Source organism: Streptomyces sp. SKN60 (assembly GCF_026236535.1).
GTDB lineage: Bacteria > Actinomycetota > Actinomycetes > Streptomycetales > Streptomycetaceae > Streptomyces.
The window spans coordinates 315,654-338,343 of the sequence record NZ_JAHTMW010000001.1; the positions used below are offsets into that span (position 1 = coordinate 315,654).

The following is a 22,690-nucleotide window of genomic DNA, read 5'->3' on the forward strand; positions in this document are numbered from 1 at the left end:
GCCGGAACGAGGACGTGGACGGGCGTGGACGTGAGCGTGGACCAGGGCAGGGCCGGCGGGTCCGAGGAGCCGGGCGAGGACGGGCGTCCCGTCGAGGAGCAGTCGGCGGACGGGCGGGCCGCGGCCGGTGCCGAGAGCGAAGCCGGGGCCGGGTCCGAGGCCGGGCAGGCTGCCGCTGCCGAGTCCGGCTCCGCTGCCGAGTCCGGCGCCGGAGCCGACACCGGTACCGGCGCTGATGCGAGTGCCGGTGGCGCCGACGAGCGGCCCGAGGCGCGGTTGGATCGTGCGGTGCGGGTGGCCGAGCAGGCGTTGATCGAGTTCGAGATCGCCGTGGAGACGTTCCGGGTCGAGGTGGAGAACTTCTCGCGGCTGCATCACCAGCGGCTCGGTCCGATGTACGCACGCCTTGACGAGCTGGACGCGCGGGTCGCGGAGGCGCGGGCGGCGCGCAGTGGGGATCCGGAGGATCTGCGGCGGGCGCAGGAGGCGCGGGCCGCGGTCATGCCGATGCCCGGGGTGGACGAGCTCTTCCACGACTGGGTGGACTCCGACGGGCTGTCGCCGGAGGCGGCGGCGATGCTGACGGACCGGCCGGTGCAGCCGCCGAAGCGGGTGCGGCCGTCGGACGAGGTGCGCAAGCTGTACCGGGATCTGGCGCGGCAGGCGCATCCGGATCTGGCGCGGGACGAGGACGAGCGGAAGCGCCGCGAGGAGTTCATCACCCGCGTGAACGCGGCCTATGCCCGTGGTGACGAGGCGCTGCTGCGGGAGCTGTCGGCGGAGTGGGCGGCCGGTCCGGTGCCGGTGGTGCGGCTGAGCGAGAGCGAGGAGCTGTACGCGCGGCTCGAGTGGCTGGCGCAGCGCAAGGAGATGCTGTCGCTGGTGGCGCGGGAGTTGGAGGAGAGCGCGATCGGGGCGATGCTGCGGTTGGCGCCGGATGATCCGGACCGTCTCCTGGAGGAGATCGCGGAGCAGCTGTTGGCGCAGGTCGCCGAGCGTGAGGCGGAGCTCGCGGCGCTGGTGCAGTAGTTTCGTTCGTGTGCGCCCGTGGGGGCGCGGTGTCGCAGAGAGAAGGCCAGGTCCATGAATTTCGCCCCGCTGCCGTCGGTCGACGCGGCTTCCGTGCCGGCCGGTGCTCTGGTGCTCGATGTCCGTGAGGACGACGAGTGGGCGGCCGGTCATGTCGAGGGTGCGCTGCACGTGCCGATGAGTGCGTTCGTGGCGCGGTTCGGTGAGGTGACGGAGGCCGTGGAGGACGGGCGGCAGGCGTTTGTGATGTGCCGGGTGGGTGGCCGGTCGGCGCAGGTCACGCAGTATCTGGTGGGTCAGGGCATCGACGCGGTGAATGTCGACGGCGGCATGCTGGCGTGGGAGGGCGCGGGGCGTCCGATGGTGACGGACGACGGAAGCCCCGCCTACGTCCTGTAGTTCTCTCGCCGGTTCTGCCGGTCAGCCGAGGAGATGGGCGGCGAGCAGGTCGCCGAGTTCCTCTTCGTGCTGTGCGGCGGGGCCGAGGGCGAGTTCGAGGTGTTTGGCCCAGGCGTGGTAGCGGTGCAGGGGGTAGTCGGTGTCGGCGCCGAAGCCGCCGTGGAGGTGCTGGGCGGTCTGGACGACGCGGCGGACGCCTTCCGATGCCCAGATCTTGGCGACGGCGATGTCTCCGGCGGCCGGGAGCGAGCCGGTGGTGCCCGTGGTGTCCGTGGCATCGATGGTGAGGCGCCAGGCGGCCTGCCAGAGGGTGGCTTCCATGGCGCGCAGGTCGATGTAGCGGTCGGCGGCCTGGACGGCGACGGCCTGGAAGGTGGCCACGGGGTGGCCGAACTGTTCGCGCTTGCCGGTGTATTGGCTGGTCATGGCGAGGACTTGTTCGCCGAGGCCGAGGGCGAGGGCGCAGGTTCCGGTGGTGAGGAGTCCGTGGAGCTCTTCCCAGGCGCCTTCGGTGTCGATGACGTCGGCGGGGTCGAGGTGGACGTCGTCGAGGTGGAGTGCGGCGAGGCGTTCGCCGTGGGTGCCGTACTGGTCGGTGAGGGTGAGGCCGGGCCGGCTGCGGGGCAGCAGGGCGAGGACGGTGTGTCCGTCGGGGGTGTGGGCGGGTACGGCGATGTGGTCGGCGTGGTGGGCCCAGGGGACGTTGTCGGTGTGGCCGTCGAGGGTCCAGCCGGTGTGGTCGCGGCGGGCGGTGACGGCGAGCGGGGCCGGGTCGTGGCCGGTGCGTCCGTGGGCGGCGGCGGTGAGGACGAGTTCGCCGCGGGTGACGCGGGGGAGCAGGGCGGCCCTGGTGGCTTCGGGGGCGTGGTGCTGGAGGGTGCGGGCGACGGCGCTGGTCTCCAGGAGGGGGACGCGGGCGAGGGCGCGGGCTGATTCGCGGAGGACCAGGCAGAGGGCGATGGGGTCGAGTCCGGAGCCGCCGTGGGCGGGGTCGAGGACGAGGCCGAGGAGGTCGGTGTCGGCGAGCCGGGCCCAGAGGGGGCGGTCGAAGTCGTCGGCGACGGCGCCGGGGGTGAGGGCGGGGCTGGGGACGCTGTCGGGTGGGACGTCGGCGAAGACGGCCTTGGCCGTTTCGGCGGCGGCCTGTTGTTCTTCGGTGAAGGTGAAGTCCACGGTCCTGTCCCTTCCGGCCTTGGCCCGGGGCGTATCTGACGGACCGTCAAGATAGAACAGGTTCTACCGGAAGGGAATGGCCGGGTGTGTGCCCCGGTCGTGACCGGGGCACACACCCACGTGGTTCAGCGGTCGAAGTCGAGCTCGACCTCGGGGGTGGCCGGGTGGGACTGGCAGGCCAGGACGTAGCCGGCGTCGGTCTCCTCGGGTTCGAGGGCGAAGTTGCGGTCCATCCGCACCTCGCCGGTGACGAGGAAGGCGCGGCAGGTGCCGCAGACGCCGCCCTTGCAGGCGTACGGGGCGTCCGCCCGGGCGCGCAGCACCGTGTCGAGCAGCGTCTCGCCCTGCTGGACGGGCCAGTTGCCGGAGCGGCCGTGGAGGGTGGCGGTCAGCGTGGCGTGGGCGGGGGCGTCGGCCGCGGGCGCCGGGGCGGGGGCGGAGCCGTCGTCGACGTGGAAGATCTCCTGGTGGATGCGGGTGCGGCTGACGCCGAGGCCGTGCAGGGCGCGCTCGGCGTTCTGCACCAGGCCGAAGGGGCCGCACAGGAACCAGCCGTCGATGGCGGTGACCGGCAGGAGCGCGGGCAGCAGGGCGGTGAGCCGGTCCTCGTCGAGGCGTCCGGAGGGGAGGCCGGCCTGCTGCTCCTCGCGGGAGAGCACGGTGATCAGCTGGAACCGGTCGGGGAACCGGTCCTTGAGGTCGGCCACCTCGTCGAGGAACATCGTGGTGGACGCGGTGCGGTCGCTGCGGACCAGGCAGAACCGGGCCTCGGGTTCGCGGGCGAGCAGGGTCGCGGCCATGGAGAGGACCGGGGTGATGCCGCTGCCGCCGACGACGGCCGCGAAGTGTCCGGGGCGCGGTTCGAGGACGAAGCGGCCCATGGGTTCCATGACCTCGACGATGTCGCCGACGGCGAGTTCCTTGAGGGCGTAGGTGGAGAATTCGCCGCCGTCGACGAGGCGGATGCCGACGCGCAGCACGGGGGTCTCCCCCTGGGCGGCGGCGGGGGCGCAGATCGAGTAGGTGCGGCGGATCTCCTCGCCGGCGGGGCCGGTGCGGCGCAGCGCGAGGTGCTGGCCGGGGGCGTGGCGGTAGGCCTCGTGCAGCTCCGCCGGGACGGCGAAGGTGACGGCGACGGAGTCGTCGGTGAGCCGCTCGACCTCGCTCACGCGGAGCGGATGGAACCCGGCCCGTCCGGCGGCGCCGGTGGAGGCGGAGGTGGCCATCTACAACTCCTTGAAGTGGTCGAACGGTTCGCGGCAGGCGGCGCAGCGGCGCAGTGCCTTGCACGCGGTGGAGGAGAAGCGGCTGAGGAGTTCGGTGTCGGTGGAGCCGCAGTGGGGGCAGCGGATCGCGAGGGTGAGTGGTATCGGTCCGCCGGCCGGGCCCTGGGGGCGGGGCGGGGCGATGCCGAACTCGGCGAGTTTGCGGCGTCCTTCGTCCGTGATGTCGTCGGTCGACCAGGCGGGGCTGAGGACGGTGACGACGCTGACGTCGGGCACGCCGTGTTCGTGGAGGGCGTGTTCGATGTCGGCGGACATGGCCTCGATGGCGGGGCAGCCGGTGTAGGTCGGGGTGAGTTCGACCTCGACGCGGCCGGGGCCGTGGACGTGGACGCCGCGCAGGATGCCGAGTTCGGCGAGGCTGAGGACGGGCAGCTCGGGGTCGGGGACGGCGCCGGCGATCCGGGCCAGTTCCGCTTCGAGTGCGGTCGGGGCCGTGCCCGGTGCGGTGGTCACCATGACGCCCCCGGGTGGCTGCGGTGCAGGTGCTGCATCTCGGCGAGCATGCGGCCGAAGGACTCGGTGTGCAGGCCCTGGCGGCCGGCGCCGGCGCTCCAGGCGCCGGTGCGCGGCCCGGCGGGGACGGTGAGGCCGGCCTTGCCGAGGACGGCGGTCACGGAGTCGAGCCAGGCGCTGTCCATGGCGGCGGTGTCGGTGCCGAGGCCGTCGAGGGGCTGGAACAGTTCGCCGGTGTAGCGCCACAGCGCGTCGCAGGCGGTCTGCATGCGCCGGTGGCTCTCCTCGGTGCCGTCGCCGAGGCGGAGCGTCCAGTGCTCGGCGTGGTCCTGGTGGTAGGCGACTTCCTTGACGGCCTTGGCGGCGAGCCCGGCGAAGGGGCCGTCGCCGGCGGCCAGCTGCCCGTACAGGAGGCGCTGGTAGGTGGAGAAGTACAGCTGGCGGGAGATGGTGTGGGCGAAGTCGCCGTTGGGCTGTTCGACGAGCTGGCAGTTGCGGAAGGCGCGTTCCTCGCGGAGGTAGGCCAGTTCGTCCTCGTCCCCGACGAGGGAGAGCAGGACGCGGGCCTGGCCGAGGAGGTCGAGCGCGATGTTGGCGAGGGCGACCTCTTCTTCGAGGACGGGGGCGCTGCCCGCCCACTCCCCCAGGCGCTGGGCGAGGACGAGGGCGTCGTCGCCGAGGGCGAGGGCGGCGGCGGGCACCGACCCGGTGGGGACGGCAGCGGCGGCGGTGGGGGTGGTCGGGCCGGTCACAGGTGCTTCACCCCGTCCGGGATCTCGTAGAAGGTGGGGTGCCGGTAGGGCTTGTCCGCGGCCGGTTCGAAGAAGGGGTCCTTCTCGTCGGGCGAGGAGGCGGTGACGGCGGCGGAGGGCACGACCCAGATCGACACGCCTTCCATGCGGCGGGTGTAGAGGTCGCGCGCGTTGCGCAGGGCCATCTCGGCGTCGGGTGCGTGGAGGCTGCCGGCGTGGGTGTGGGACAGTCCGCGGCGCGAGCGCACGAACACCTCCCACAGCGGCCATCCGTCGGTGGTCATGCCCGTGCCTCCCCGTCCGTGTGCGGTCCGGCGTCGGTGCCGGTGTGGTGCGTGTCGTCCCGGCCGGTGGCCGGGCGGTGCTTCGCGGCGTAGGCCGCGGCGGCGTCCCTGACCCAGGCGCCGTCCTCGTGGGCCTGGCGGCGCTTGGTCAGCCGCTGCTCGTTGCAGGGGCCGTTGCCCTTCAGGACGTTCCAGAACTCGTCCCAGTCGATGGGGCCGAAGTCGTAGTGCCCGCGCTCCTCGTTCCACTTCAGGTCGGGGTCGGGGAGGGTGAGGCCGAGGGACTCGGCCTGCGGGGCGGCGATGTCTACGAAGCGCTGGCGCAGCTCGTCGTTGGAGTGGCGCTTGATCTTCCAGGCCATCGCCTGCGCGGAGTGGGTGGACTCGTCGTCCGGCGGGCCGAACATCATCAGCGACGGCCACCACCAGCGGTCCACCGCGTCCTGGGCCATGGCGTGCTGGGCCTCGGTGCCGCGGGAGAGGGCGAGTAGCGCCTCGTACCCCTGGCGCTGGTGGAAGGACTCCTCCTTGCACACGCGGACCATGGCCCGCGCGTACGGCCCGTAGGAGCAGCGGCACAGGGGGACCTGGTTGGTGATGGCGGCGCCGTCCACGAGCCAGCCGATGGCGCCGACGTCGGCCCAGGTCAGCGTCGGGTAGTTGAAGATCGACGAGTACTTCTGGCGGCCGCTGTGGAGCTTGTCGAGGAGCTCGTCGCGGCTGGTGCCGAGGGTCTCGGCCGCGCTGTACAGGTACAGGCCGTGGCCGGCCTCGTCCTGGACCTTGGCCATGAGGATCGCCTTGCGGCGCAGCGAGGGCGCGCGGGTGATCCAGTTGGCCTCGGGCTGCATGCCGATGATCTCGGAGTGGGCGTGCTGGGCGATCTGGCGCACCAGGCCGGCCCGGTAGGCGTCGGGCATCCAGTCGCGCGGCTCGATGCGCTCGTCGGCGGCCACGGCGGCGTCGAACACCGCTTCGAGGGCGGCCTGGCTCGCCGTCGCACCTTCCGGCGCTGTCGTCTCTGCCGTACCTGTGGTCATCGAAACCCCTACCGACCGATCGTTCGGTTGAATGACTTCAATGGTCGTTCGGCGGCCCGTATGGTGTCAACCCTGTGGATAACTGCTGAGGCCGAGCGGGAGCGGGGCGCGATGGACTCGTACGACGTCGGGGGCGGGAACGGGCCCGGACCGGAGGGCTCGCCCGAACGGGTGGCCGAACGTCTGGCCGAACCGTTGGCCGAGGCGGACCGGACCCCCGGGCCCGGGGCGCCGCAGCCCGGGATCGCGGGGCTCTCGACGCCGTACCAGGTGGTCGCGGCCGTCGCCCTCGCCGTCGTCGGCGTCTTCGCCTGCGTCCACCTCGCGATGGTGTTCCTGCACGTCGCGCCGTCGAACACGCTGACCAAGCAGCACGGCGAGGCGGTCGACGACTGGGTCTACCCCGAGTTCGAGCAGAACTGGAAGCTCTTCGCCCCCAACCCGCTCCAGCAGAACATGTCCGTGCAGGTCAGGGCCGAGGTCGTGGGCGCCGGCGGCAAGCGCACCACCACCGGCTGGACCGACCTCACCGCGTACGACATCGACGGGGTCCGCGGCACTCTGCTGCCCAGCCACACCCGGCAGAACGAGCTGCGCCGGGCCTGGGACTTCTACCTCAACTCGCACACCGACGACCACCGCCCCAACGGCATGCGCGGCGAGCTCTCCGAGCAGTACGTCCGCCGCATCGTCATGCAGCGCCTCGACGAGCGGGCGCTCGGCGGCACCGTCGACCGGATCCAGCTGCGCACCGTGACCCGGCCGGTCCCGGCCGCCGCCTGGAGCACCGAGAAGATCGACACCCGGCCCGTCGACCGCAGCTACCCCTGGTGGTCCGTCACCGCCGCCGACCGCCCCGGGACGGAGGCGACCCGATGACCGAGACCTCCCGCCCCACCTCCGGGACCCCCACCCCGGAGGCCCCCGGCACCCCCAGTCCGGAGGCCCCTGGCATCCCCGCCACCCGGCGCCGGATCCCCTTCGAGCGGCGGCTCGCGGCCGCCGCGCAGACGGTCACCAGCCGGTCGCTCGGCCCCTACCAGAGCGCGATCGTCCGCATCGGCTTCTCCTTCACCTGGCTGCTCTTCCTGCTCCGCGAATGGCCCCACCGGCTGGAGCTGTACGGCCCCGACGGCCCCTGGTCGTGGGAGATGGGCCGGCAGATGATCGCCGACAACCGCTCCTTCACCGTGCTCATGTGGTCCGACGGGCGCCTCTGGTTCGAGATCGTCTACGGGCTCGCCGTGCTCTCCGCCGTTCTGCTGCTCCTCGGCTGGCGCACCCGGGCCGTGTCCGTCGTCTTCATGGCCGGTGTGCTGTCCCTGCAGAACCGGTCCATCTTCATGGGCGACGGCGGCGACAACGTCGTCCACCTCATGGCGATCTACCTCGTCCTCACCCGCTGCGCGCAGGTCTGGTCCCTGGACGCCCGCCGCGCCGCCCGCGGCCGCGCCCCGGGCGACGGGCCCGTCGGACCGCTGCTGTGGACGGTCCTCGGCGGCTTCCTGCTCGCCGCCACCTGGTTCTCCGACGTCACCGGCGAGTGGTGGCTCCTGGTGCTGCTGTGGGTGCTGTGGCTCGGCAACGCCCTGTGGTGGCTGGTCTGCCGCTTCGCCCCCGGAGAGCCGCGCACCCTGCTCGACGTCCTCGCAAACCTGGCGCACAACGCCACCCTCGCCGTGATGATGGCGGAGGTCTGCCTCGTCTACGCCACGGCCGGCTGGTACAAGGTGCAGGGCTCGCGCTGGCAGGACGGCACCGCGCTCTACTTCCCGCTCCAGCTCGACTACTTCTCCCCCTGGCCCGCCCTCTCCCACCTCCTGGGCGCGAGCGGGGTGATGGTGCTGCTGCTCACCTACGGCACCGTGATCGTGCAGGTCGCGTTCCCGTTCACGCTCTTCAACCGCAAGGTCAAGAACGTGCTCCTGGTCGCGATGATGCTGGAGCACGCAGGCATCGCCCTGCTCCTCGGGCTGCCGTTCTTCTCGCTGGCGATGATCGCCGCGGACTCCGTGTTCCTGCCCACCGCGTTCCTGCTGTGGCTGGGCGCGCGCGCCGCCCGGGGCCGGGACCGGCTGACCGGCCGGCCGCGGGCCGGGGCCGCGCTGCCCGGACAGAGCCGTTCGGGTGACGAGGCCGGCACCCGTACCCTCGTCGGGTGAGCACCACCGAAGAACAGCCCGCGCCGGCCCCGGGCGCCGAGCCCCTCCAGTACGACGAGGGGTACGGCACCGAGATCGGCGTCGGCCCGCACCCGCGGCCGTGGCCGGACGACCCGCGCTACGACCGCGAGCTGCTGGCCGGCGGCGACCGGCGCAATGTCGTCGACCCCTACCGCTACTGGACGCGCGAGGCGATCGTCGCGGACCTCGACACCCGCCGCCACGACTTCCACGTGGCGGTGGAGAACTGGGGCCACGACTTCAACATCGGATCGGTGGTGCGGACCGCCAACGCCTTCCTGGCCAAGGAGATCCACATCGTCGGGCGGCGCCGCTGGAACCGGCGCGGCGCCATGGTCACCGACCGCTACCAGCACGTCCGGCACCACCCGGACACCCGGTCGCTGACCGCCTGGGCCGCGGCCGAGGACCTGCCGATCATCGGCATCGACAACCTGCCAGGCGCGGTGCCGCTGGAGCGGACCGTGCTGCCGCGCCGCTGTGTGCTGCTGTTCGGGCAGGAGGGCCCGGGCCTCACCGAGGAGGCCCGCGCCCACGCCGCCATGGTCTGCTCGATCGCCCAGTTCGGCTCGACCCGGTCGATCAACGCCGGGGCCGCCGCGGCCATCGCCATGCACGCCTGGATCCAGCGCTACGCCGACGTGCCGGCCCCCGAGTAGGGACCGGCACGGCCGGGCGCCGGGGCAGGTCGGGCGCCCGGCTCAGGCTCAGGCCTGGCGGCGGACCTCCACCACCCGGAAGCGGTTGGAGACGAAGGCGCCGTCGCACAGCGCCGCGTTCGCCGCCGGGTTGCCGCCCGAGCCGTGGAAGTCGGAGAACGCGGCCGTCTGGTTCACATAGACCCCGCCCGTCAGGTTCAGCGACAGCTGCGCCGACTCCTCCAGGCAGACCTCCTCCACGGCCCGCTCGGTGTCCGCCGACGTCGTGTACGCGCCGACCGTCATCGCGCCCTTCTCGCGCACCGTACGCCGCAGCAGCTCCAGCGCGTCGGCCGTCGAGTCCACCGACACCGCGAACGAGACCGGGCCGAAGCACTCCGAGAAGTACGCCGCCTCCGCGTCCGGCTTCGAGCCGTCCAGCTTCACGATCACCGGGGTGCGCACCACGGCGTCCGGGAACTCAGGGTTCGCCACCTCGCGGGAGGCCAGCGCCACCTCGCCCAGACCGGCTGCCGCCTCCAGGCGCGCCTTCACGTCCGGGTTGACCAGGGCGCCGAGCAGCGCGTTCGCCCGGGCGTCGTCGCCGAGCAGACCGCCGACCGCGCCCGCGAGGTCGGCGACCACCTCGTCGTACGACTTCGGGCCCTGGTCGGTGGTGATGCCGTCGCGGGGGATCAGCAGGTTCTGCGGGGTGGTGCACATCTGGCCGCTGTACAGGGACAGCGAGAAGGCCAGGTTGGAGAGCATCCCCTTGTAGTCGTCGGTGGAGTCGACGACGACGGTGTTGACGCCGGCCTTCTCCGTGTAGACCTGCGCCTGGCGGGCGTTGGTCTCCAGCCAGTCGCCGAAGGCGGTCGAGCCGGTGTAGTCGATGATCCGGATCTCCGGGCGGACGGCCAGGGTCTTCGCGATGCCCTCGCCCGGGGCCTCGACGGCCAGCGCCACCAGGTTCGGGTCGAAACCGGCCTCGGCGAGGACCTCGCGGGCGACCTTGACGGTCAGCGCCAGCGGCAGCACCGCGCGCGGGTGCGGCTTGACCAGGACCGGGTTGCCGGTGGCCAGGGAGGCGAACAGGCCCGGATACCCGTTCCACGTCGGGAAGGTGTTGCAGCCGATGACCAGGGCGATGCCGCGGCCGACCGGGGTGAACTCCTTGCTGAGCTCCAGCGGGTCCCGCTTGCCCTGCGGCTTGGACCAGGCGGCGCGGCCTGCCGGGGTGCGGGTCTGCTCCTCGAACGCGTACGCCACGGCCTCCAGGCCGCGGTCCTGCGCGTGCGGGCCGCCGGCCTGGAACGCCATCATGAAGGCCTGGCCGCTGGTGTGCATGACCGCGTGGGCGAACTCGTGGGTGCGGGCGGAGATCCGGGCGAGGATCTCCAGGCACACCAGGGCGCGGGTCTCGGCGCCGGCGTCGCGCCAGGCGCCCATCCCGGCGCGCATCGCCGGAAGGAGCACGTCGATGTCGGCGTGCGGATACTCGATGCCGAGCGCCGGACCGTACGGCGAGGTCTCGGCGCCGGTCCAGCCGTCGGTGCCGGGCTGGTCGAGCTCGAAGCGCTGGCCGAGCAGCTCCTGGTGGGCCGCGAGGCCCGCGGCGGCGTCCAGCGAGCCGTTTTCCCCATAGGCCTTCGGGTGCTCCGGGTACGGGGACCAGTAGGCGCGGGTGCGGATGGTGGCGAGGGCCTGATCGAGCGTGGACCGGTGCTTCTCGGCCAGACGGTCGGTGGTCAGCTGAGCGGTGGCCATGGGTGGACCAACTCCTCGTCGAGCTGGGCAGGGAGACGCGTACGGAGTTAGAGTAACCGAACGATCGGTCGGGACAAGGGGGTCCGGCGATCCTGTGGAAAACCCATCGGGGAGGATCACTCCTATGAGCGCCAATACGCCCGTCCAGGGGAGCGACGCGGTGTCGGCCGACGAGGCCGGAGCCGGAGCCCGCGGCATCGGCCCCGGCGGGGTCGTCGCCGTCGTCGGCACGGGCACCATGGGCCAGGGGATCGCCCAGGTCGCCCTGGTCGCGGGCCATCCCGTCCGGCTCTACGACAGCGCCCCCGGCCGGGCCGAACAGGCCGTGGCCGGCGTCGCCGGACGCCTGGACCGGCTGGTCGAGAAGGGCCGGCTCGGCAAGGACGAGCGGGACGCGGCCGTCGCCCGGCTGCACGCGGCCGGTGCGCTCGACGAGCTCGCCGACGCCGTCCTGGTCGTCGAGGCGATCGTCGAGCAGCTGCCGGTCAAGCAGCGGCTCTTCGCCGACCTGGAGCAGGTCGTCGCGGCCGACGCCCTGCTCGCCACCAACACCTCCTCGCTGTCGGTGACCGCCATCGCCGGCGGCCTCGCGCACCCCGGCCGCTTCGTCGGCCTGCACTTCTTCAACCCCGCCCCGCTGCTGCCGCTGGTCGAGGTCGTCAGCGGCTTCGCCACCGACCCGGCCGCCGTCACGCGCGCGTACGAGACGGCGAAGAGCTGGGGCAAGACGCCGGTGCGCTGCACCGACACCCCCGGCTTCATCGTCAACCGGGTCGCCCGCCCCTTCTACGCGGAGGCGCTGCGGATCTACGAGGAGGGCGCCGCCGACCCCGCCACGATCGACGCGGCCCTGCGCGAGTCCGGCGGCTTCCGGATGGGCCCCTTCGAGCTCACCGACCTCATCGGCCAGGACGTCAACGAGGCCGTGACCCGCTCGGTGTGGGAGTCCTTCTACCAGGACCCCAAGTTCACCCCGTCGCTCGCGCAGCGGCGGCTCGTCGAGTCCGGCCGCCTCGGGCGCAAGAGCGGGCACGGCTGGTTCTCTTACGCGGAGGGCGCCGAGCGGCCGGAGCCGCACACGGCGGCGCCGGCGGAGGCGCCCGCGCGCATCGTCGTGCGCGGCGACCTCGGGCCCGCGCAGTCCCTGGTGGACCTTTTCGAGCGGGCCGGTGTCGCCGTCCGGCGCAAGAAGGGCGACGGGTACGTGGAGCTGCCCTCGGGCGGGAAGCTCAGCCTCGCGGACGGCGAGACCTCCTTCGAGTACCACCAGGAGGACGTCATCTATTTCGATCTCGCGCTCGACTACGAGAAGGCCGGCAGGATCGTCCTGTCCGCCCGCGAGGGCATCGCCCCGGAGAGCCTCGCCGAGGCCGTGGGCCTTTTCCAGGCGCTAGGCAAGCAGGTGTCCGTGATCGGCGACGTGCCCGGGATGATCGTGGCCCGTACGGTCGCGATGCTCGCGGACCTGGCGGCCGACGCGGTCGAGCGGGGCGTCGCCACCGCCGAGGACGTGGACACCGCGATGCGCCTCGGGGTCAACTACCCGGCGGGTCCGCTGGAGTGGGTCGGCCGCCTCGGCCACCGGCGCGCGGCGGCCCTGCTCCATGCGCTGCACGAGCGGTACCCGACGGGCCGGTACGCGCCGAGCCTCGGCCTGGTGCGCCGGGCGTACGCCGAGGAAGCGGAGGAGACCGCATGACCACCGCGAGACGCGACACCTACACCCCCGAGACGCTGCTCCAGGTCGCCGTCCAGGTCTTCAACGAGCGCGGTTACGACGGCACGTCGATGGAGCACCTGTCCAAGGCGGCGGGCATCTCCAAGTCGTCGATCTACCACCACGTGGCCGGCAAGGAGGAGCTGCTGCGGCGGGCCGTCAGCCGCGCCCTCGACGGGCTCTTCGGCATCCTCGACGAGCCGGCGGCGAACCGCGGCCGGGCCGTCGAGCGGGTCGAGTACGTGACCCGGCGCACCGTCGAGGTGCTGATCGCCGAGCTGCCGTACGTGACGCTGCTGCTGCGGGTGCGCGGCAACACCGCGACCGAGCGGTGGGCCATGGAGCGGCGCCGCGAGTTCGACCACCGGGTGGCCGAGCTCCTGAAGGCGGCGGCCGCCGACGGCGACCTGCGGCCCGACCTGGACATCCGGCTGGCGACCCGGCTGCTCTTCGGCATGATCAACTCGCTGGTGGAGTGGTACCGGCCGCACCACGACGCCGCGCCCGAGCGCGCGCAGCTGGTGGACACCGTCGTGCACCTCGCCTTCGACGGGCTGCGCACCGCCCGCTGAGAGACATATGGACGAGGGCCCGGCCGGGATCACCCCGGCCGGGCCCTCGTGCATGTACCCGTCAGTCCCGCTGGTCCGGGTACGGGTCGAGGTCGGTCTCCTCGAAGACCAGCAGGGTGCGGGTGGAGAGCACCTCGGGGATCGACTGGAGACGGGTGAGCACCAGCTCGCGCAGGGTCCGGTTGTCCGGGGTGTGGACGAGCAGCAGGACGTCGAAGTCGCCGCTGACCAGGGCGATGTGCGCGGCGCCCGGCAGTGCCTGGAGCTGTTCGCGCACGGTGCGCCAGGAGTTCTGGACGATCTTCAGGGTGATGTAGGCGGAGGCGCCGTGGCCGGCCCGCTCGTGGTTGACGCGGGCGCCGAAGCCGCGGATCACGCCGTCGTCGATGAGCCGGTTGATCCGCGCGTACGCGTTGGCGCGGGAGACGTGCACCCGCTCGGCCACCGAGCGGACCGAGGCCCGGCCGTCGGTCTGCAGCAGCCGCAGGATGTCCCGGTCGACCGCGTCCAGCGGGCGGGCCGGGGCCGTCGGGGGGACCATGGCAGGGCCGGGCTGCGGGCCCGGCGGCGGGCCCGCCCGCTCTCCCCACGGCCCCATGGGCGCGGGCGCCGCCCCGGCCGCCGGGGCGGCGCCGGGGGGCGTGTTCAGGGGCTCGCCGTCCGTGTGCTCGTCGACGTCGGCCATTTGTTCATCCGCCATGTCCCCCCGCCTCTCTCCCGTGGACGACCTGTATCCATCCCAGGCTGTGGAGAACCGTTTGTCCACAGGCTGGAGGTGCCTGTAGCCAAAATGCCTCCACGACCGAACAATCGGTAGGTGAGGCGCGCCACATTCCGCGCCACCCGCCTTCGGGTCTTATGCCCGCTCCCACGAGGAGGTGGACTCGTTGCAACAGCGCAGTTCGACAGTCCAAGAGCCCCCCGGTGCCGCCCGCGCCTACCGGCCCACGCCCCCGCCGGCCTGGCGGCCGCGCACCGACCCCGCCCCGCTGCTGCCGGACGCCGAGCCGCTGCGCGTCCTCGGCACGGACGCGGTGGCCGACGCGGACCCCGAGCTGCTGCGCCGTCTCTACCGGGAGCTCGTCCGCGGCCGCCGGTACAACGCGCAGGCGACCGCGCTCACCAAGCAGGGCCGGCTCGCCGTCTACCCCTCCACCACCGGCCAGGAGGCCAGCGAGGTCGCGGCCGCGCTGGTCCTGGAGGAGCGGGACTGGCTCTTCCCCTCGTACCGCGACACCCTCGCCGCCGTCGCCCGCGGCCTCGACCCCGTGCAGGCCCTCACCCTGCTGCGCGGCGACTGGCACACCGGCTACGACCCGCGCGAGCACCGCATAGCGCCGCTCAGCACCCCGCTCGCCACCCAGCTCCCGCACGCGGTGGGCCTCGCCCACGCCGCCCGGCTCAAGGGCGACGACGTGGTCGCGCTCGCCATGGTCGGCGACGGCGGCACCAGCGAGGGCGATTTCCACGAGGCGCTGAACTTCGCCGCCGTGTGGCAGGCCCCCGTGGTCTTCCTCGTGCAGAACAACGGCTTCGCGATCTCCGTGCCGCTCGCCAAGCAGACCGCCGCCCCGTCCCTGGCCCACAAGGCCGTCGGATACGGGATGCCCGGCCGGCTCGTCGACGGCAACGACGCGGTAGCCGTCCACCAGGTGCTCGGCGAGGCCGTGGCCCGCGCCCGGCGCGGCGGCGGACCCACCCTGGTCGAGGCCGTCACCTACCGGATCGACGCCCACACCAACGCCGACGACGCCACCCGCTACCGCGGCGACACCGAGGTCGAGGCCTGGCGGGCGCACGACCCGATCCTGATCCTGGAGCGGGAGCTCACCGAGCGCGGCATCCTCGACGAGGACGGCCGCCGCGCCGCCGCCGAGGAGGCCGAGACCATGGCCGCGCGCCTGCGCGAGCGCATGAACGCCGACCCGGTGCTCGACCCGATGGACCTGTTCGCCCACGTGTACGCCGAGAAGACCGCGCAGCTGCGCGAGCAGGCGGCGCAGCTGCGGGCGGAGCTCGACGCCGAGAGCGAGGCGGGATGACCACCCACGCGACAGCGCGGCCGGCCGCGAAGACCGCGGCCAAGCCCGCCACCATGGCGCAGGCGCTCCAGCGCGCCATGCGCGACGCGATGGCCGAGGACCCGTCCGTCCACGTCATGGGCGAGGACGTCGGCACCCTCGGCGGCGTCTTCCGGATCACCGACGGGCTCGCCAAGGAGTTCGGCGAGGACCGCTGCACCGACACGCCGCTGGCCGAGGCGGGCATCCTCGGCACGGCCGTCGGCATGGCGATGTACGGGCTGCGCCCGGTCGTCGAGATGCAGTTCGACGCCTTCGCCTACCCGGCGTTCGAGCAGCTGATCAGCCATGTCTCCCGGATGCGCAACCGCACCCGGGGCGCCATGCCGATGCCGATCGTGGTCCGCGTGCCGTACGGCGGCGGGATCGGCGGCGTCGAGCACCACAGCGACTCCTCCGAGGCGTACTACATGGCGACGCCCGGCCTCCACGTCGTCACCCCGGCGACCGTCGAGGACGCCTACGGGCTGCTGCGGGCCGCCATCGCCTCCGACGACCCGGTCGTCTTCCTGGAGCCCAAGCGGCTCTACTGGTCGAAGGCCGACTGGTCGCCCGAGGCCCCGGCCGCGGTCGAGCCGATCGGCAAGGCCGTCGTCCGCCGCCGCGGCACCAGCGCCACCCTGATCACCTACGGCCCCTCCCTGCCGGTCTGCCTGGAGGCCGCCGAGGCCGCCCAGGCCGAGGGCTGGGACCTGGAGGTCGTCGACCTGCGCTCGCTCGTCCCCTTCGACGACGAGACCGTGGCCGCCTCCGTGAAGCGCACCGGCCGCGCCGTCGTCGTCCACGAGTCGACCGGCTTCGCCGGCCCCGGCGCGGAGATCGCCGCCCGGGTCACCGAGCGCTGCTTCCACCACCTGGAGGCGCCGGTGCTGCGGGTCGCGGGCTTCGACATCCCCTACCCGCCGCCGATGCTGGAGCGGCACCACCTGCCGGGCGTCGACCGGGTCCTCGACGCGGTCGCCCGGCTCCAGTGGGAGGCGGGGCGCTGATGGCCCAGGTGCTCGAATTCAAGCTGCCCGACCTCGGTGAGGGCCTCACCGAGGCCGAGATCGTGCGCTGGCTGGTGAACGTCGGCGACGTCGTCGCCATCGACCAGCCGGTCGTCGAGGTCGAGACCGCCAAGGCGATGGTCGAGGTGCCCTGCCCGTACGGGGGCGTGGTCACCGCCCGGTTCGGCGAGGAGGGCACCGAGCTTCCGGTCGGCGCCCCGCTGATCACCGTCGCCGTCGGCGGCGCGTCCGGCGCGGACACCGCTCCGGCCGCCGCTGCCGCCAAGGACTCGGCGGACGCCGAGTCTGCCGTCTCCTCGGAGTACTCGGGCAACGTGCTCGTCGGCTACGGCACCTCCGGGCCCGCCGCCCGGCGGCGCCGGGTGCGCCACGCGACTCCCGCCGCCGCGGCCCCCGCCGCTGTGGCCGGCCCGCCCGCGGCGGCGGCCGTGCCCGCCGGGCCCGTGCCGGTCATCTCGCCGCTGGTGCGCAAGCTGGCCCGCGACGGCGGACTCGACCTGCGGGAGGTGCGCGGTTCGGGCCCCGAGGGGCTGATCCTGCGCGCCGACGTGGAAGGCGCCCTCGCCGTCCGCGACCGCACCGCCGCCGCCCCGGCGGCCGCCCCCGCGCCGGCCCCCGTGGCCGCCGCCGCTCCGGCGCTCGCCGGGGAGCGGATACCGCTGCGGGGCGTGCGCGGCGCCGTCGCCGACAAGCTGTCGCGCAGCCGCACCGAGATACCCGACGCGACCTGCTGGGTCGACGCCGACGCGACCGAGCTCATGGCCGCGCGGGCGGCGATGAACGCGGCGGGCGGGCCGAAGATCTCCGTGCTCGCGCTGCTCGCCCGGATCTGCGCCCACGCCCTGAGCCGGTTCCCGGAGCTCAACTCCACGGTCGACACGGCCGCGCGGGAGATCGTCCGGCTGCCCGGCGTGCACCTCGGCTTCGCGGCCCAGACGCCGCGCGGTCTCGTCGTCCCCGTGGTCAAGGACGCCGGCGGGCGCACCGCCGAGTCGCTGACCGCCGAGTTCGCCCGGCTCACCGAGGCGGCCCGGCAGGGCACGCTGACCCCGGCCGATCTGACCGGCGGCACCTTCACCCTGAACAACTACGGGGTGTTCGGGGTCGACGGCTCCACGCCGATCATCAACCACCCCGAGGCGGCCATGCTCGGCGTCGGCCGGATCGTGCCCAAGCCATGGGTGCACCAGGGCGAGCTGGCGGTGCGTCAGGTGGTGCAGCTGTCGCTCACCTTCGACCACCGGGTGTGCGACGGCGGTACGGCCGGCGGCTTCCTGCGCTATGTCGCCGACTGCGTCGAGAACCCGGCGGTGCTGCTCCGCACCCTCTGACCGCCGCTCGACCGACAGGACTCCGCCGGGAGCGACACCGGCCGGGGCACGGGGCCCCGGACGGTGCCGGCGGCTTCGTCCGGGACCCAACCCCACGCCGGGTCCCGGACGCGTTCCACGATCCGGGCCGGTCACCCCGCCGGCCCGGGCACGGACCATACTTGCCGGTATGACGCCCGCGTACGACGCCCTCGTGCTCGCCGGCGGCGCCGCCAGGCGCCTCGGCGGTGCCGACAAGCCCGGAGTACGGGTCGGTGGCCGGCCCCTGCTCGACCGGGTCCTCGCGGGGTGCCGCGACGCCCGCCGCACCGTGGTCGTCGCGGCGCCGCGCGCCACCGCCCGCCCCGTCGAATGGGCCCGCGAGGAACCGCCCGGCGGCGGCCCCGTCGCCGCCCTCGACGCCGGCCTGCGCCGCCTCGCCGAGCCGGCCGGGCCCGGCGCCGACTCCGATCCCGCGGCCCCGCTCGTCCTGGTGCTCTCCGCCGACCTGCCGTTCTTCGACGCCGCCGCCGCGCGGTTGCTCGTGACCACGCTGGCGGCCGCGCCCGACGCCGAGGGCGCCGTCACCGTCGACGCCGACGGGCGGGAGCAGCCGCTGGTGGCGGTGTACCGGGCCGGGGCGCTGCGCCGCGCCCTGACGCGGGCCGCGGACGCGCACGGGGGCCCGGCCGGGCTGCCGTTGCGGCGGGTCACCGGGGAACTGCGAACCGTTTCGGTGCCTGCCGGGGGTGCGGCCTCCTTCGACTGCGACACCTGGGAGGACATCGTCACGGCCCGGGCGCGGATCAGGGAGCATGGGACCGTGCTGGATGAATGGATCACCGCAGTCAAGGACGAACTGGGCATCGACCTGGACGTCGACACCGGCCTGCTGCTCGACCTGGCCCGCGACGCCGCGCACGGCGTCGCCCGCCCGGCCGCGCCGCTGACCACCTTCCTGGTCGGGTACGCGGCGGCGAGCGCCGCCGGGGCCGGCGGCGGCCGGGAGGCCGTCGCGGAGGCCGCGGCCAAGGCCGCCGCGCTCGCCCAGCGCTGGGCGGCCGAGCAGGACGAGGCCGGATGACGATGCAGGAGCAGGTGCCCGACGACGGCATGGACGACGGCATGGACGACGCCCTCGCCCTCGTCGGCCGCCGCCGAACCGACTCCGCGCCGAAGGCGCCTCCGGGCGCAGCCGCGCCCGGCAACGCCGCCGTCGAACCCGCCGAGCCCGGCGATTCGGTGCCCCCCGCGCCGCAGGCGCCGCCGCCCGGAGCGCCTGACGACGCCGTCGGCCCTGCCGATTCCGTGGCTCCGGCGCCGCAGGCGCCCGGCAAGGCTGTTGGCCTTGCTGAGGCCGGCGACTCCGCCGCCTTGGTGTCCCCGGCGCCCTCCGGCGCTCCCACGCCTGGCACGGCTGATGAGCCGCTCGGCCCAGCCGACCCGGCGCCCACCGACACCCCAGCCGCCCCGGGCGACCCCGCCACCCTCTCGCCCCACCCCGAGCGCCACCAAGCCACCCCCTGGCCCGAGGCACGTGCCGTCGCCGCGCGGGCCGGGGCCGAGGCCGCGCGGGCCGCGCGGCGGGCGGCGTCGGTGCCACTGGAGCGGGCGCTTGGGCGGGTGTTGGCGGAGCCGTTGAGGGCGCTGACGGATCTGCCCTCGTTCGATACCTCCGCGATGGACGGCTGGGCGGTCGCGGGGCCCGGGCCGTGGTGGATCGATGCCGAGGGCGCGGTGCTCGCCGGGCATGCCGGGGCGGCCGAGCTCGCGGACGGGGACGCCGTGCGGATCGCCACGGGGGCACGGGTGCCGGCCGGGGCGACCGCGGTGGTGCGCAGTGAGCACGCACGCGCCGGGACCGATGGACGGCTGCACGCGCTGCGCACGGTGACGCATGGTCAGGACATCCGGCCGCGCGGTCAGGAGTGCCGCACCGGTGACCGGCTGCTGCCCGCGGGCGGCACCGTGACGCCCGCCGTGCTCGGTCTCGCCGCCGCGGCGGGGTATGACGAGCTGATCGTGCATCCGCGCCCCCGGGTGGAGGTGCTGGTCCTCGGTGACGAGCTGCTCACCGCCGGACTGCCGCACGAGGGCCTGATCCGGGACGCGCTGGGCCCGCTGCTGGGGCCCTGGCTGGGCGGGCTCGGTGCCGAGGTGCTTGGCACCCGGCGGATCGGCGACGACGCCGAGGCGCTGTACGCGGCCGTCACGGGCTCCGCCGCCGACGTCGTGGTCACCACCGGCGGGACCGCCGCCGGGCCCGTCGACCATGTGCACCCGGTGCTCGCCAAGGCCGGTGCCACCCTGCTGGTCGACGGCGTGAAGGTCCGCCCCGGCCACCCCATGCTGCTCGCCGCGCTCCCCGGCGCACGCCATCTGGTGGGCCTGCCCGGCAACCCGCTGGCCGCCGTGTCCGGGCTGCTGACGCTGGCCGAGCCGCTGCTGCGCGCGCTCGCCGGGCGGCCGGCCCCCGCCCCGTACCGCGTCGAGGTACGCGAGGAGATCCAGGGGCACCCGTACGACACCCGGCTCGTGCCGGTGGTCCGCGACGGCGGCGAGGCCGTGCCGCTGCGCTACCACGGGCCCGCGATGCTGCGGGGGATCGCCGCCGCCGACGGCATGGCCGTCGTGCCGCCCGGGGGCGCCGACGCCGGACAGACGCTGCAGGTGCTCGACCTGCCCTGGCCCGCCGGACCCCTCGGGACGGCGGACGAAGGAGCATGTTTCACGTGAAACTTCCCAGCCGGGACGCGATGGCGCGCCAGGCCGACGAGCGCGTATCGGGCCCCCGGGTCCAGTTGCCCCGGAGGGTGGTTCAGAAGCCGCTCCGCCAGGTCGGCAAGCGCCTCCTCATGGCGCTCGGCGTGCTGGTCGTCACCGTCCTCATCGTCTACGTCGACCGCGGCGGCTACCACGACAACGCCAATGGCACGCTCGACTTCCTCGACTGCGCCTACTACGCGACCGTCACCCTCTCCACCACGGGCTACGGCGACATCGTCCCGTACAGCGACTCGGCGCGGCTCGCGAACATCCTGCTGGTCACGCCGCTGCGCGTGCTGTTTCTGATCATCCTGGTCGGCACCACCCTCGAGGTCCTCACGGAGCGGACCCGGGAGGAGTTCCGGCTGAACCGCTGGAGGGCCACCTTGCGCGAGCACACCGTCATCGTCGGTTTCGGCACCAAGGGGCGCTCGGCGATCCAGACGCTGTGCGCGACCGGACTGCGCAAGGACCAGATCGTCATCGTCGACCCCTCGACGAAGGTGATCGAGGCGGCCAACGCCGACGGGTTCGTCGGCGTCCTCGGCGACGCCACCCGCAGCGATGTGCTGCTCCGCGCCGAGGTGCAGAAGGCCCGTCAGATCGTCATCGCCACCCAGCGCGACGACACCGCCGTCCTGGTCACCCTGACGGCCCGCCAGCTCAACCGGGGCGCGAAGATCGTCGCCGCGGTCCGCGAGGAGGAGAACGCGCCGCTGCTGCGCCAGTCCGGCGCGGACGCCGTGATCACCAGCGCCAGCGCCGCCGGCCGGCTGCTCGGTCTGTCGGTGCTCAGCCCCAGCGCGGGCACGGTGATGGAGGACCTGATCCAGCAGGGCTCCGGGCTCGACCTGGTCGAACGCCCGGTGACCAAGGCCGAGGCGGGCCGCAGCGTCCGGGAGACCGAGGACCTGGTGGTGAGCGTGCTGCGCGGCCACCGGCTGCTCGGTTACGACGACCCCGCCGCCAGCCCGCTCCAGCTCACCGACCGGGTGATCACCATCGTGCGGGCCACGCCCGTCACCCCGCTCACCACGCCCGCCGAGGACTGACCCGGGCCCCACGGCCCCGCTCGCCCCGACCCGCCCCGCCCCACTCGCCCCGCCTCGCCGCCGGGTCCCGGAGTAGCCTCGCCGGCATGCATGCGATCACGATTCCGGAACCCGGCGGGCCCGAGGCGCTGGTCTGGGCCGAGGTGCCCGACCCCGTCCCCGCCGAGGGCGAAGTGCTCGTCGAGGTGGTGGCGAGCGCCGTCAACCGTGCCGATCTGCTTCAGCGCCAGGGCTTCTACGACCCGCCGCCCGGCAGCTCCCCGTACCCCGGTCTCGAGTGCGCGGGCCGGATCGCCGCACTCGGCCCCGGCGTCTCCGGCTGGGCCGTCGGCGACGAGGTGTGCGCGCTGCTCGTCGGCGGCGGTTACGCCGAGAAGGTGGCCGTGCCCGTCGGGCAGTTGCTGCCCCGGCCGGAGGGCGTGGACCTGGTGACGGCCGCCGCGCTGCCCGAAGTGGCCTGCACGGTCTGGTCGAACGTCTTCATGCTGGCCCATCTGCGGCCCGGCGAGACGCTTCTGGTGCACGGCGGCGCGAGCGGCATCGGCACCATGGCGATCCAGCTGGCCAAGGCGGTCGGCGCGCGGGTCGCCGTCACCGCCGGCGGACCCGAGAAACTGGCCCGCTGCGCCGAGTTGGGCGCCGACATCCTCATCGACTACCGCGAGCAGGACTTCGTCGAGGAGCTGCACAAGGCGACCGACGGGGCCGGGGCGGACGTCATCCTGGACATCGTCGGCGCCAAGTACCTGGACCGGAACATCAAGGCCCTCGCGGTCAACGGACGCCTGGTCGTCATCGGTCTGCAGGGCGGCGTCAAGGGCGAGCTCAACCTGGCCGCCCTGATGGCCAAGCGCGCCGCGGTCCTCGCGACCACCCTGCGCGCCCGCCCGGCAGCGGAGAAGGCGGCCGTGGTCGCCGCCGTCCGCGAGCACGTCTGGCCCCTGATCACCGCGGGCACCGTCACCCCGGTCGTGGACCGCACCCTGCCGCTGACGGACGCCGCCGAGGCCCACCGGGTCGTCGAGGCGAGCGGCCATGTCGGCAAGGTGCTGCTGCTCGCCCCGAAGGCCTGACCAAGGCCTGACACCCACACGCCTGGCCAAGGTCTGATACACACCCGAGGGGCCCGGTACGAGCGGCTTCCACCGCCCGGACCGGGCCCCTCGGGCATGACGTAG

The 22,690-nt window shown here is 73.9% G+C and carries 22 protein-coding genes; 14 read left to right on the top strand and 8 right to left on the bottom strand.

Annotated elements, in window-relative coordinates; genetic code table 11:
* The first annotated feature begins 30 nt into the window (after positions 1 to 30).
* Together KV205_RS01500 and KV205_RS01505 are read left to right on the top strand one after the other, a co-directional pair.
* Positions 31 to 1,029, top strand: coding sequence for a J domain-containing protein (locus KV205_RS01500; protein ID WP_265861892.1), 999 nt, complete (start codon positions 31 to 33; stop codon positions 1,027 to 1,029).
* 54 nt (positions 1,030 to 1,083) lie between these two features.
* On the top strand, positions 1,084 to 1,428 hold the full coding sequence (locus KV205_RS01505) for a rhodanese-like domain-containing protein (RefSeq protein ID WP_265861479.1): 345 nt from the start codon (positions 1,084 to 1,086) through the stop codon (positions 1,426 to 1,428).
* 21 nt (positions 1,429 to 1,449) lie between these two features.
* On the opposite strand, the gene KV205_RS01510 is transcribed toward KV205_RS01505, so the two are convergent.
* The 6 genes from KV205_RS01510 to paaA form a co-directional block, all read right to left on the bottom strand.
* Complete coding sequence (locus tag KV205_RS01510) at positions 1,450 to 2,601, bottom strand: acyl-CoA dehydrogenase family protein (protein WP_265861481.1); 1,152 nt, start codon at positions 2,599 to 2,601, stop codon at positions 1,450 to 1,452.
* A 125-nt stretch (positions 2,602 to 2,726) separates the two neighbouring features.
* Complete coding sequence (locus KV205_RS01515; protein ID WP_265861482.1) at positions 2,727 to 3,827, bottom strand: 2Fe-2S iron-sulfur cluster-binding protein; 1,101 nt, start codon at positions 3,825 to 3,827, stop codon at positions 2,727 to 2,729.
* The gene (gene paaD / locus KV205_RS01520) at positions 3,828 to 4,343 is read right to left on the bottom strand and encodes a 1,2-phenylacetyl-CoA epoxidase subunit PaaD (protein ID WP_265861483.1); all 516 of its coding nucleotides are present in this window, start codon (positions 4,341 to 4,343) and stop codon (positions 3,828 to 3,830) included.
* Positions 4,337 to 5,092 carry a 1,2-phenylacetyl-CoA epoxidase subunit PaaC gene (gene paaC / locus KV205_RS01525; RefSeq protein ID WP_265861484.1) on the bottom strand — a complete coding sequence of 252 codons (756 nt, stop codon included), beginning with the start codon at positions 5,090 to 5,092 and terminating at the stop codon, positions 4,337 to 4,339. Before paaC ends, paaD begins: the two co-directional genes overlap by 7 nt.
* Entirely contained in the window at positions 5,089 to 5,376 is a 288-nt protein-coding gene (gene paaB / locus KV205_RS01530; protein WP_265861486.1) for a 1,2-phenylacetyl-CoA epoxidase subunit PaaB, read from the bottom strand. Before paaB ends, paaC begins: the two co-directional genes overlap by 4 nt.
* Positions 5,373 to 6,416, bottom strand: a complete 1,044-nt coding sequence (paaA, locus tag KV205_RS01535) for a 1,2-phenylacetyl-CoA epoxidase subunit PaaA (protein WP_265861488.1) — start codon at positions 6,414 to 6,416, stop codon at positions 5,373 to 5,375. Before paaA ends, paaB begins: the two co-directional genes overlap by 4 nt.
* Before the next feature lie 111 nt (positions 6,417 to 6,527).
* On the opposite strand from paaA, the gene KV205_RS01540 reads away from it, so the two are divergent.
* Genes KV205_RS01540 through KV205_RS01550 form a run of 3 tightly spaced genes read left to right on the top strand, consistent with a single transcriptional unit; the run spans position 6,528 to position 9,258 of the window.
* Complete coding sequence (locus KV205_RS01540) at positions 6,528 to 7,295, top strand: DUF5819 family protein (RefSeq protein WP_265861490.1); 768 nt, start codon at positions 6,528 to 6,530, stop codon at positions 7,293 to 7,295.
* Positions 7,292 to 8,578, top strand: coding sequence for an HTTM domain-containing protein (locus KV205_RS01545; RefSeq protein ID WP_265861491.1), 1,287 nt, complete (start codon positions 7,292 to 7,294; stop codon positions 8,576 to 8,578). Before KV205_RS01540 ends, KV205_RS01545 begins: the two co-directional genes overlap by 4 nt.
* The gene (locus KV205_RS01550) at positions 8,575 to 9,258 is read left to right on the top strand and encodes a TrmH family RNA methyltransferase (protein ID WP_265861493.1); all 684 of its coding nucleotides are present in this window, start codon (positions 8,575 to 8,577) and stop codon (positions 9,256 to 9,258) included. The genes KV205_RS01545 and KV205_RS01550 overlap by 4 nt, the downstream gene beginning before the upstream one ends.
* Before the next feature lie 48 nt (positions 9,259 to 9,306).
* Here KV205_RS01550 and paaN read toward each other — a convergent pair whose 3' ends face one another.
* A complete protein-coding gene (gene paaN, locus KV205_RS01555) occupies positions 9,307 to 11,004 on the bottom strand; it encodes a phenylacetic acid degradation protein PaaN (protein WP_265861494.1) in 1,698 nt (565 codons plus the stop codon).
* Positions 11,005 to 11,242: 238 nt separating this feature from the next.
* On the opposite strand from paaN, the gene KV205_RS01560 reads away from it, so the two are divergent.
* Positions 11,243 to 12,703 carry a 3-hydroxyacyl-CoA dehydrogenase gene (locus tag KV205_RS01560; protein WP_374214607.1) on the top strand — a complete coding sequence of 487 codons (1,461 nt, stop codon included), beginning with the start codon at positions 11,243 to 11,245 and terminating at the stop codon, positions 12,701 to 12,703.
* Entirely contained in the window at positions 12,700 to 13,293 is a 594-nt protein-coding gene (locus KV205_RS01565) for a TetR/AcrR family transcriptional regulator (protein WP_265861498.1), read from the top strand. Before KV205_RS01560 ends, KV205_RS01565 begins: the two co-directional genes overlap by 4 nt.
* Positions 13,294 to 13,354: 61 nt before the next feature.
* Here KV205_RS01565 and KV205_RS01570 read toward each other — a convergent pair whose 3' ends face one another.
* On the bottom strand, positions 13,355 to 13,993 hold the full coding sequence (locus KV205_RS01570; RefSeq protein WP_374214595.1) for an Lrp/AsnC family transcriptional regulator: 639 nt from the start codon (positions 13,991 to 13,993) through the stop codon (positions 13,355 to 13,357).
* A gap of 178 nt (positions 13,994 to 14,171) precedes the next feature.
* Between KV205_RS01570 and pdhA the strand changes: the two genes are divergently transcribed.
* The 7 genes from pdhA (at position 14,172) to KV205_RS01605 (ending at position 22,585) form a co-directional block, all read left to right on the top strand.
* Positions 14,172 to 15,335, top strand: a complete 1,164-nt coding sequence (gene pdhA, locus KV205_RS01575; protein ID WP_265861500.1) for a pyruvate dehydrogenase (acetyl-transferring) E1 component subunit alpha — start codon at positions 14,172 to 14,174, stop codon at positions 15,333 to 15,335.
* A complete protein-coding gene (locus KV205_RS01580) occupies positions 15,332 to 16,363 on the top strand; it encodes an alpha-ketoacid dehydrogenase subunit beta (RefSeq protein ID WP_265861501.1) in 1,032 nt (343 codons plus the stop codon). Before pdhA ends, KV205_RS01580 begins: the two co-directional genes overlap by 4 nt.
* Positions 16,363 to 17,715, top strand: coding sequence for a dihydrolipoamide acetyltransferase family protein (locus KV205_RS01585; protein ID WP_265861503.1), 1,353 nt, complete (start codon positions 16,363 to 16,365; stop codon positions 17,713 to 17,715). Before KV205_RS01580 ends, KV205_RS01585 begins: the two co-directional genes overlap by 1 nt.
* A gap of 169 nt (positions 17,716 to 17,884) precedes the next feature.
* Positions 17,885 to 18,778: a DUF6457 domain-containing protein gene (locus tag KV205_RS01590; protein ID WP_265861504.1), complete on the top strand. Its 894-nt coding sequence runs from the start codon at positions 17,885 to 17,887 to the stop codon at positions 18,776 to 18,778.
* Entirely contained in the window at positions 18,775 to 20,430 is a 1,656-nt protein-coding gene (locus KV205_RS01595) for a molybdopterin molybdotransferase MoeA (protein WP_265861505.1), read from the top strand. Before KV205_RS01590 ends, KV205_RS01595 begins: the two co-directional genes overlap by 4 nt.
* A complete protein-coding gene (locus KV205_RS01600) occupies positions 20,418 to 21,512 on the top strand; it encodes a TrkA family potassium uptake protein (RefSeq protein WP_265861506.1) in 1,095 nt (364 codons plus the stop codon). Before KV205_RS01595 ends, KV205_RS01600 begins: the two co-directional genes overlap by 13 nt.
* A gap of 86 nt (positions 21,513 to 21,598) precedes the next feature.
* Positions 21,599 to 22,585 (top strand): NAD(P)H-quinone oxidoreductase, encoded by a 987-nt coding sequence (locus tag KV205_RS01605; RefSeq protein WP_265861507.1) that lies wholly within the window; start codon positions 21,599 to 21,601, stop codon positions 22,583 to 22,585.
* Positions 22,586 to 22,690 lie beyond the last annotated feature (105 nt).

Bases quoted from the DNA above. Each gene is read 5' to 3' on its own strand.
- KV205_RS01545 (WP_265861491.1), top strand. From the start codon at position 7,292: ATGACCGAGACCTCCCGCCCCACCTCCGGGACCCCCACCCCGGAGGCC.
- KV205_RS01580 (WP_265861501.1), top strand. From the start codon at position 15,332: ATGACCACCCACGCGACAGCGCGGCCGGCCGCGAAGACCGCGGCCAAG.
- paaB (WP_265861486.1), bottom strand. From the start codon at position 5,376: ATGACCACCGACGGATGGCCGCTGTGGGAGGTGTTCGTGCGCTCGCGC.
- KV205_RS01560 (WP_374214607.1), top strand. From the start codon at position 11,243: ATGGGCCAGGGGATCGCCCAGGTCGCCCTGGTCGCGGGCCATCCCGTC.
- KV205_RS01570 (WP_374214595.1), bottom strand. From the start codon at position 13,993: ATGGCGGATGAACAAATGGCCGACGTCGACGAGCACACGGACGGCGAG.
- KV205_RS01605 (WP_265861507.1), top strand. From the start codon at position 21,599: ATGCATGCGATCACGATTCCGGAACCCGGCGGGCCCGAGGCGCTGGTC.
- KV205_RS01590 (WP_265861504.1), top strand. From the start codon at position 17,885: ATGACGCCCGCGTACGACGCCCTCGTGCTCGCCGGCGGCGCCGCCAGG.
- paaN (WP_265861494.1), bottom strand. From the start codon at position 11,004: ATGGCCACCGCTCAGCTGACCACCGACCGTCTGGCCGAGAAGCACCGG.
- KV205_RS01595 (WP_265861505.1), top strand. From the start codon at position 18,775: ATGACGATGCAGGAGCAGGTGCCCGACGACGGCATGGACGACGGCATG.
- paaD (WP_265861483.1), bottom strand. From the start codon at position 4,343: ATGGTGACCACCGCACCGGGCACGGCCCCGACCGCACTCGAAGCGGAA.
- KV205_RS01540 (WP_265861490.1), top strand. From the start codon at position 6,528: ATGGACTCGTACGACGTCGGGGGCGGGAACGGGCCCGGACCGGAGGGC.
- KV205_RS01565 (WP_265861498.1), top strand. From the start codon at position 12,700: ATGACCACCGCGAGACGCGACACCTACACCCCCGAGACGCTGCTCCAG.
- paaA (WP_265861488.1), bottom strand. From the start codon at position 6,416: ATGACCACAGGTACGGCAGAGACGACAGCGCCGGAAGGTGCGACGGCG.
- KV205_RS01585 (WP_265861503.1), top strand. From the start codon at position 16,363: ATGGCCCAGGTGCTCGAATTCAAGCTGCCCGACCTCGGTGAGGGCCTC.
- KV205_RS01505 (WP_265861479.1), top strand. From the start codon at position 1,084: ATGAATTTCGCCCCGCTGCCGTCGGTCGACGCGGCTTCCGTGCCGGCC.
- KV205_RS01515 (WP_265861482.1), bottom strand. From the start codon at position 3,827: ATGGCCACCTCCGCCTCCACCGGCGCCGCCGGACGGGCCGGGTTCCAT.
- KV205_RS01600 (WP_265861506.1), top strand. From the start codon at position 20,418: ATGTTTCACGTGAAACTTCCCAGCCGGGACGCGATGGCGCGCCAGGCC.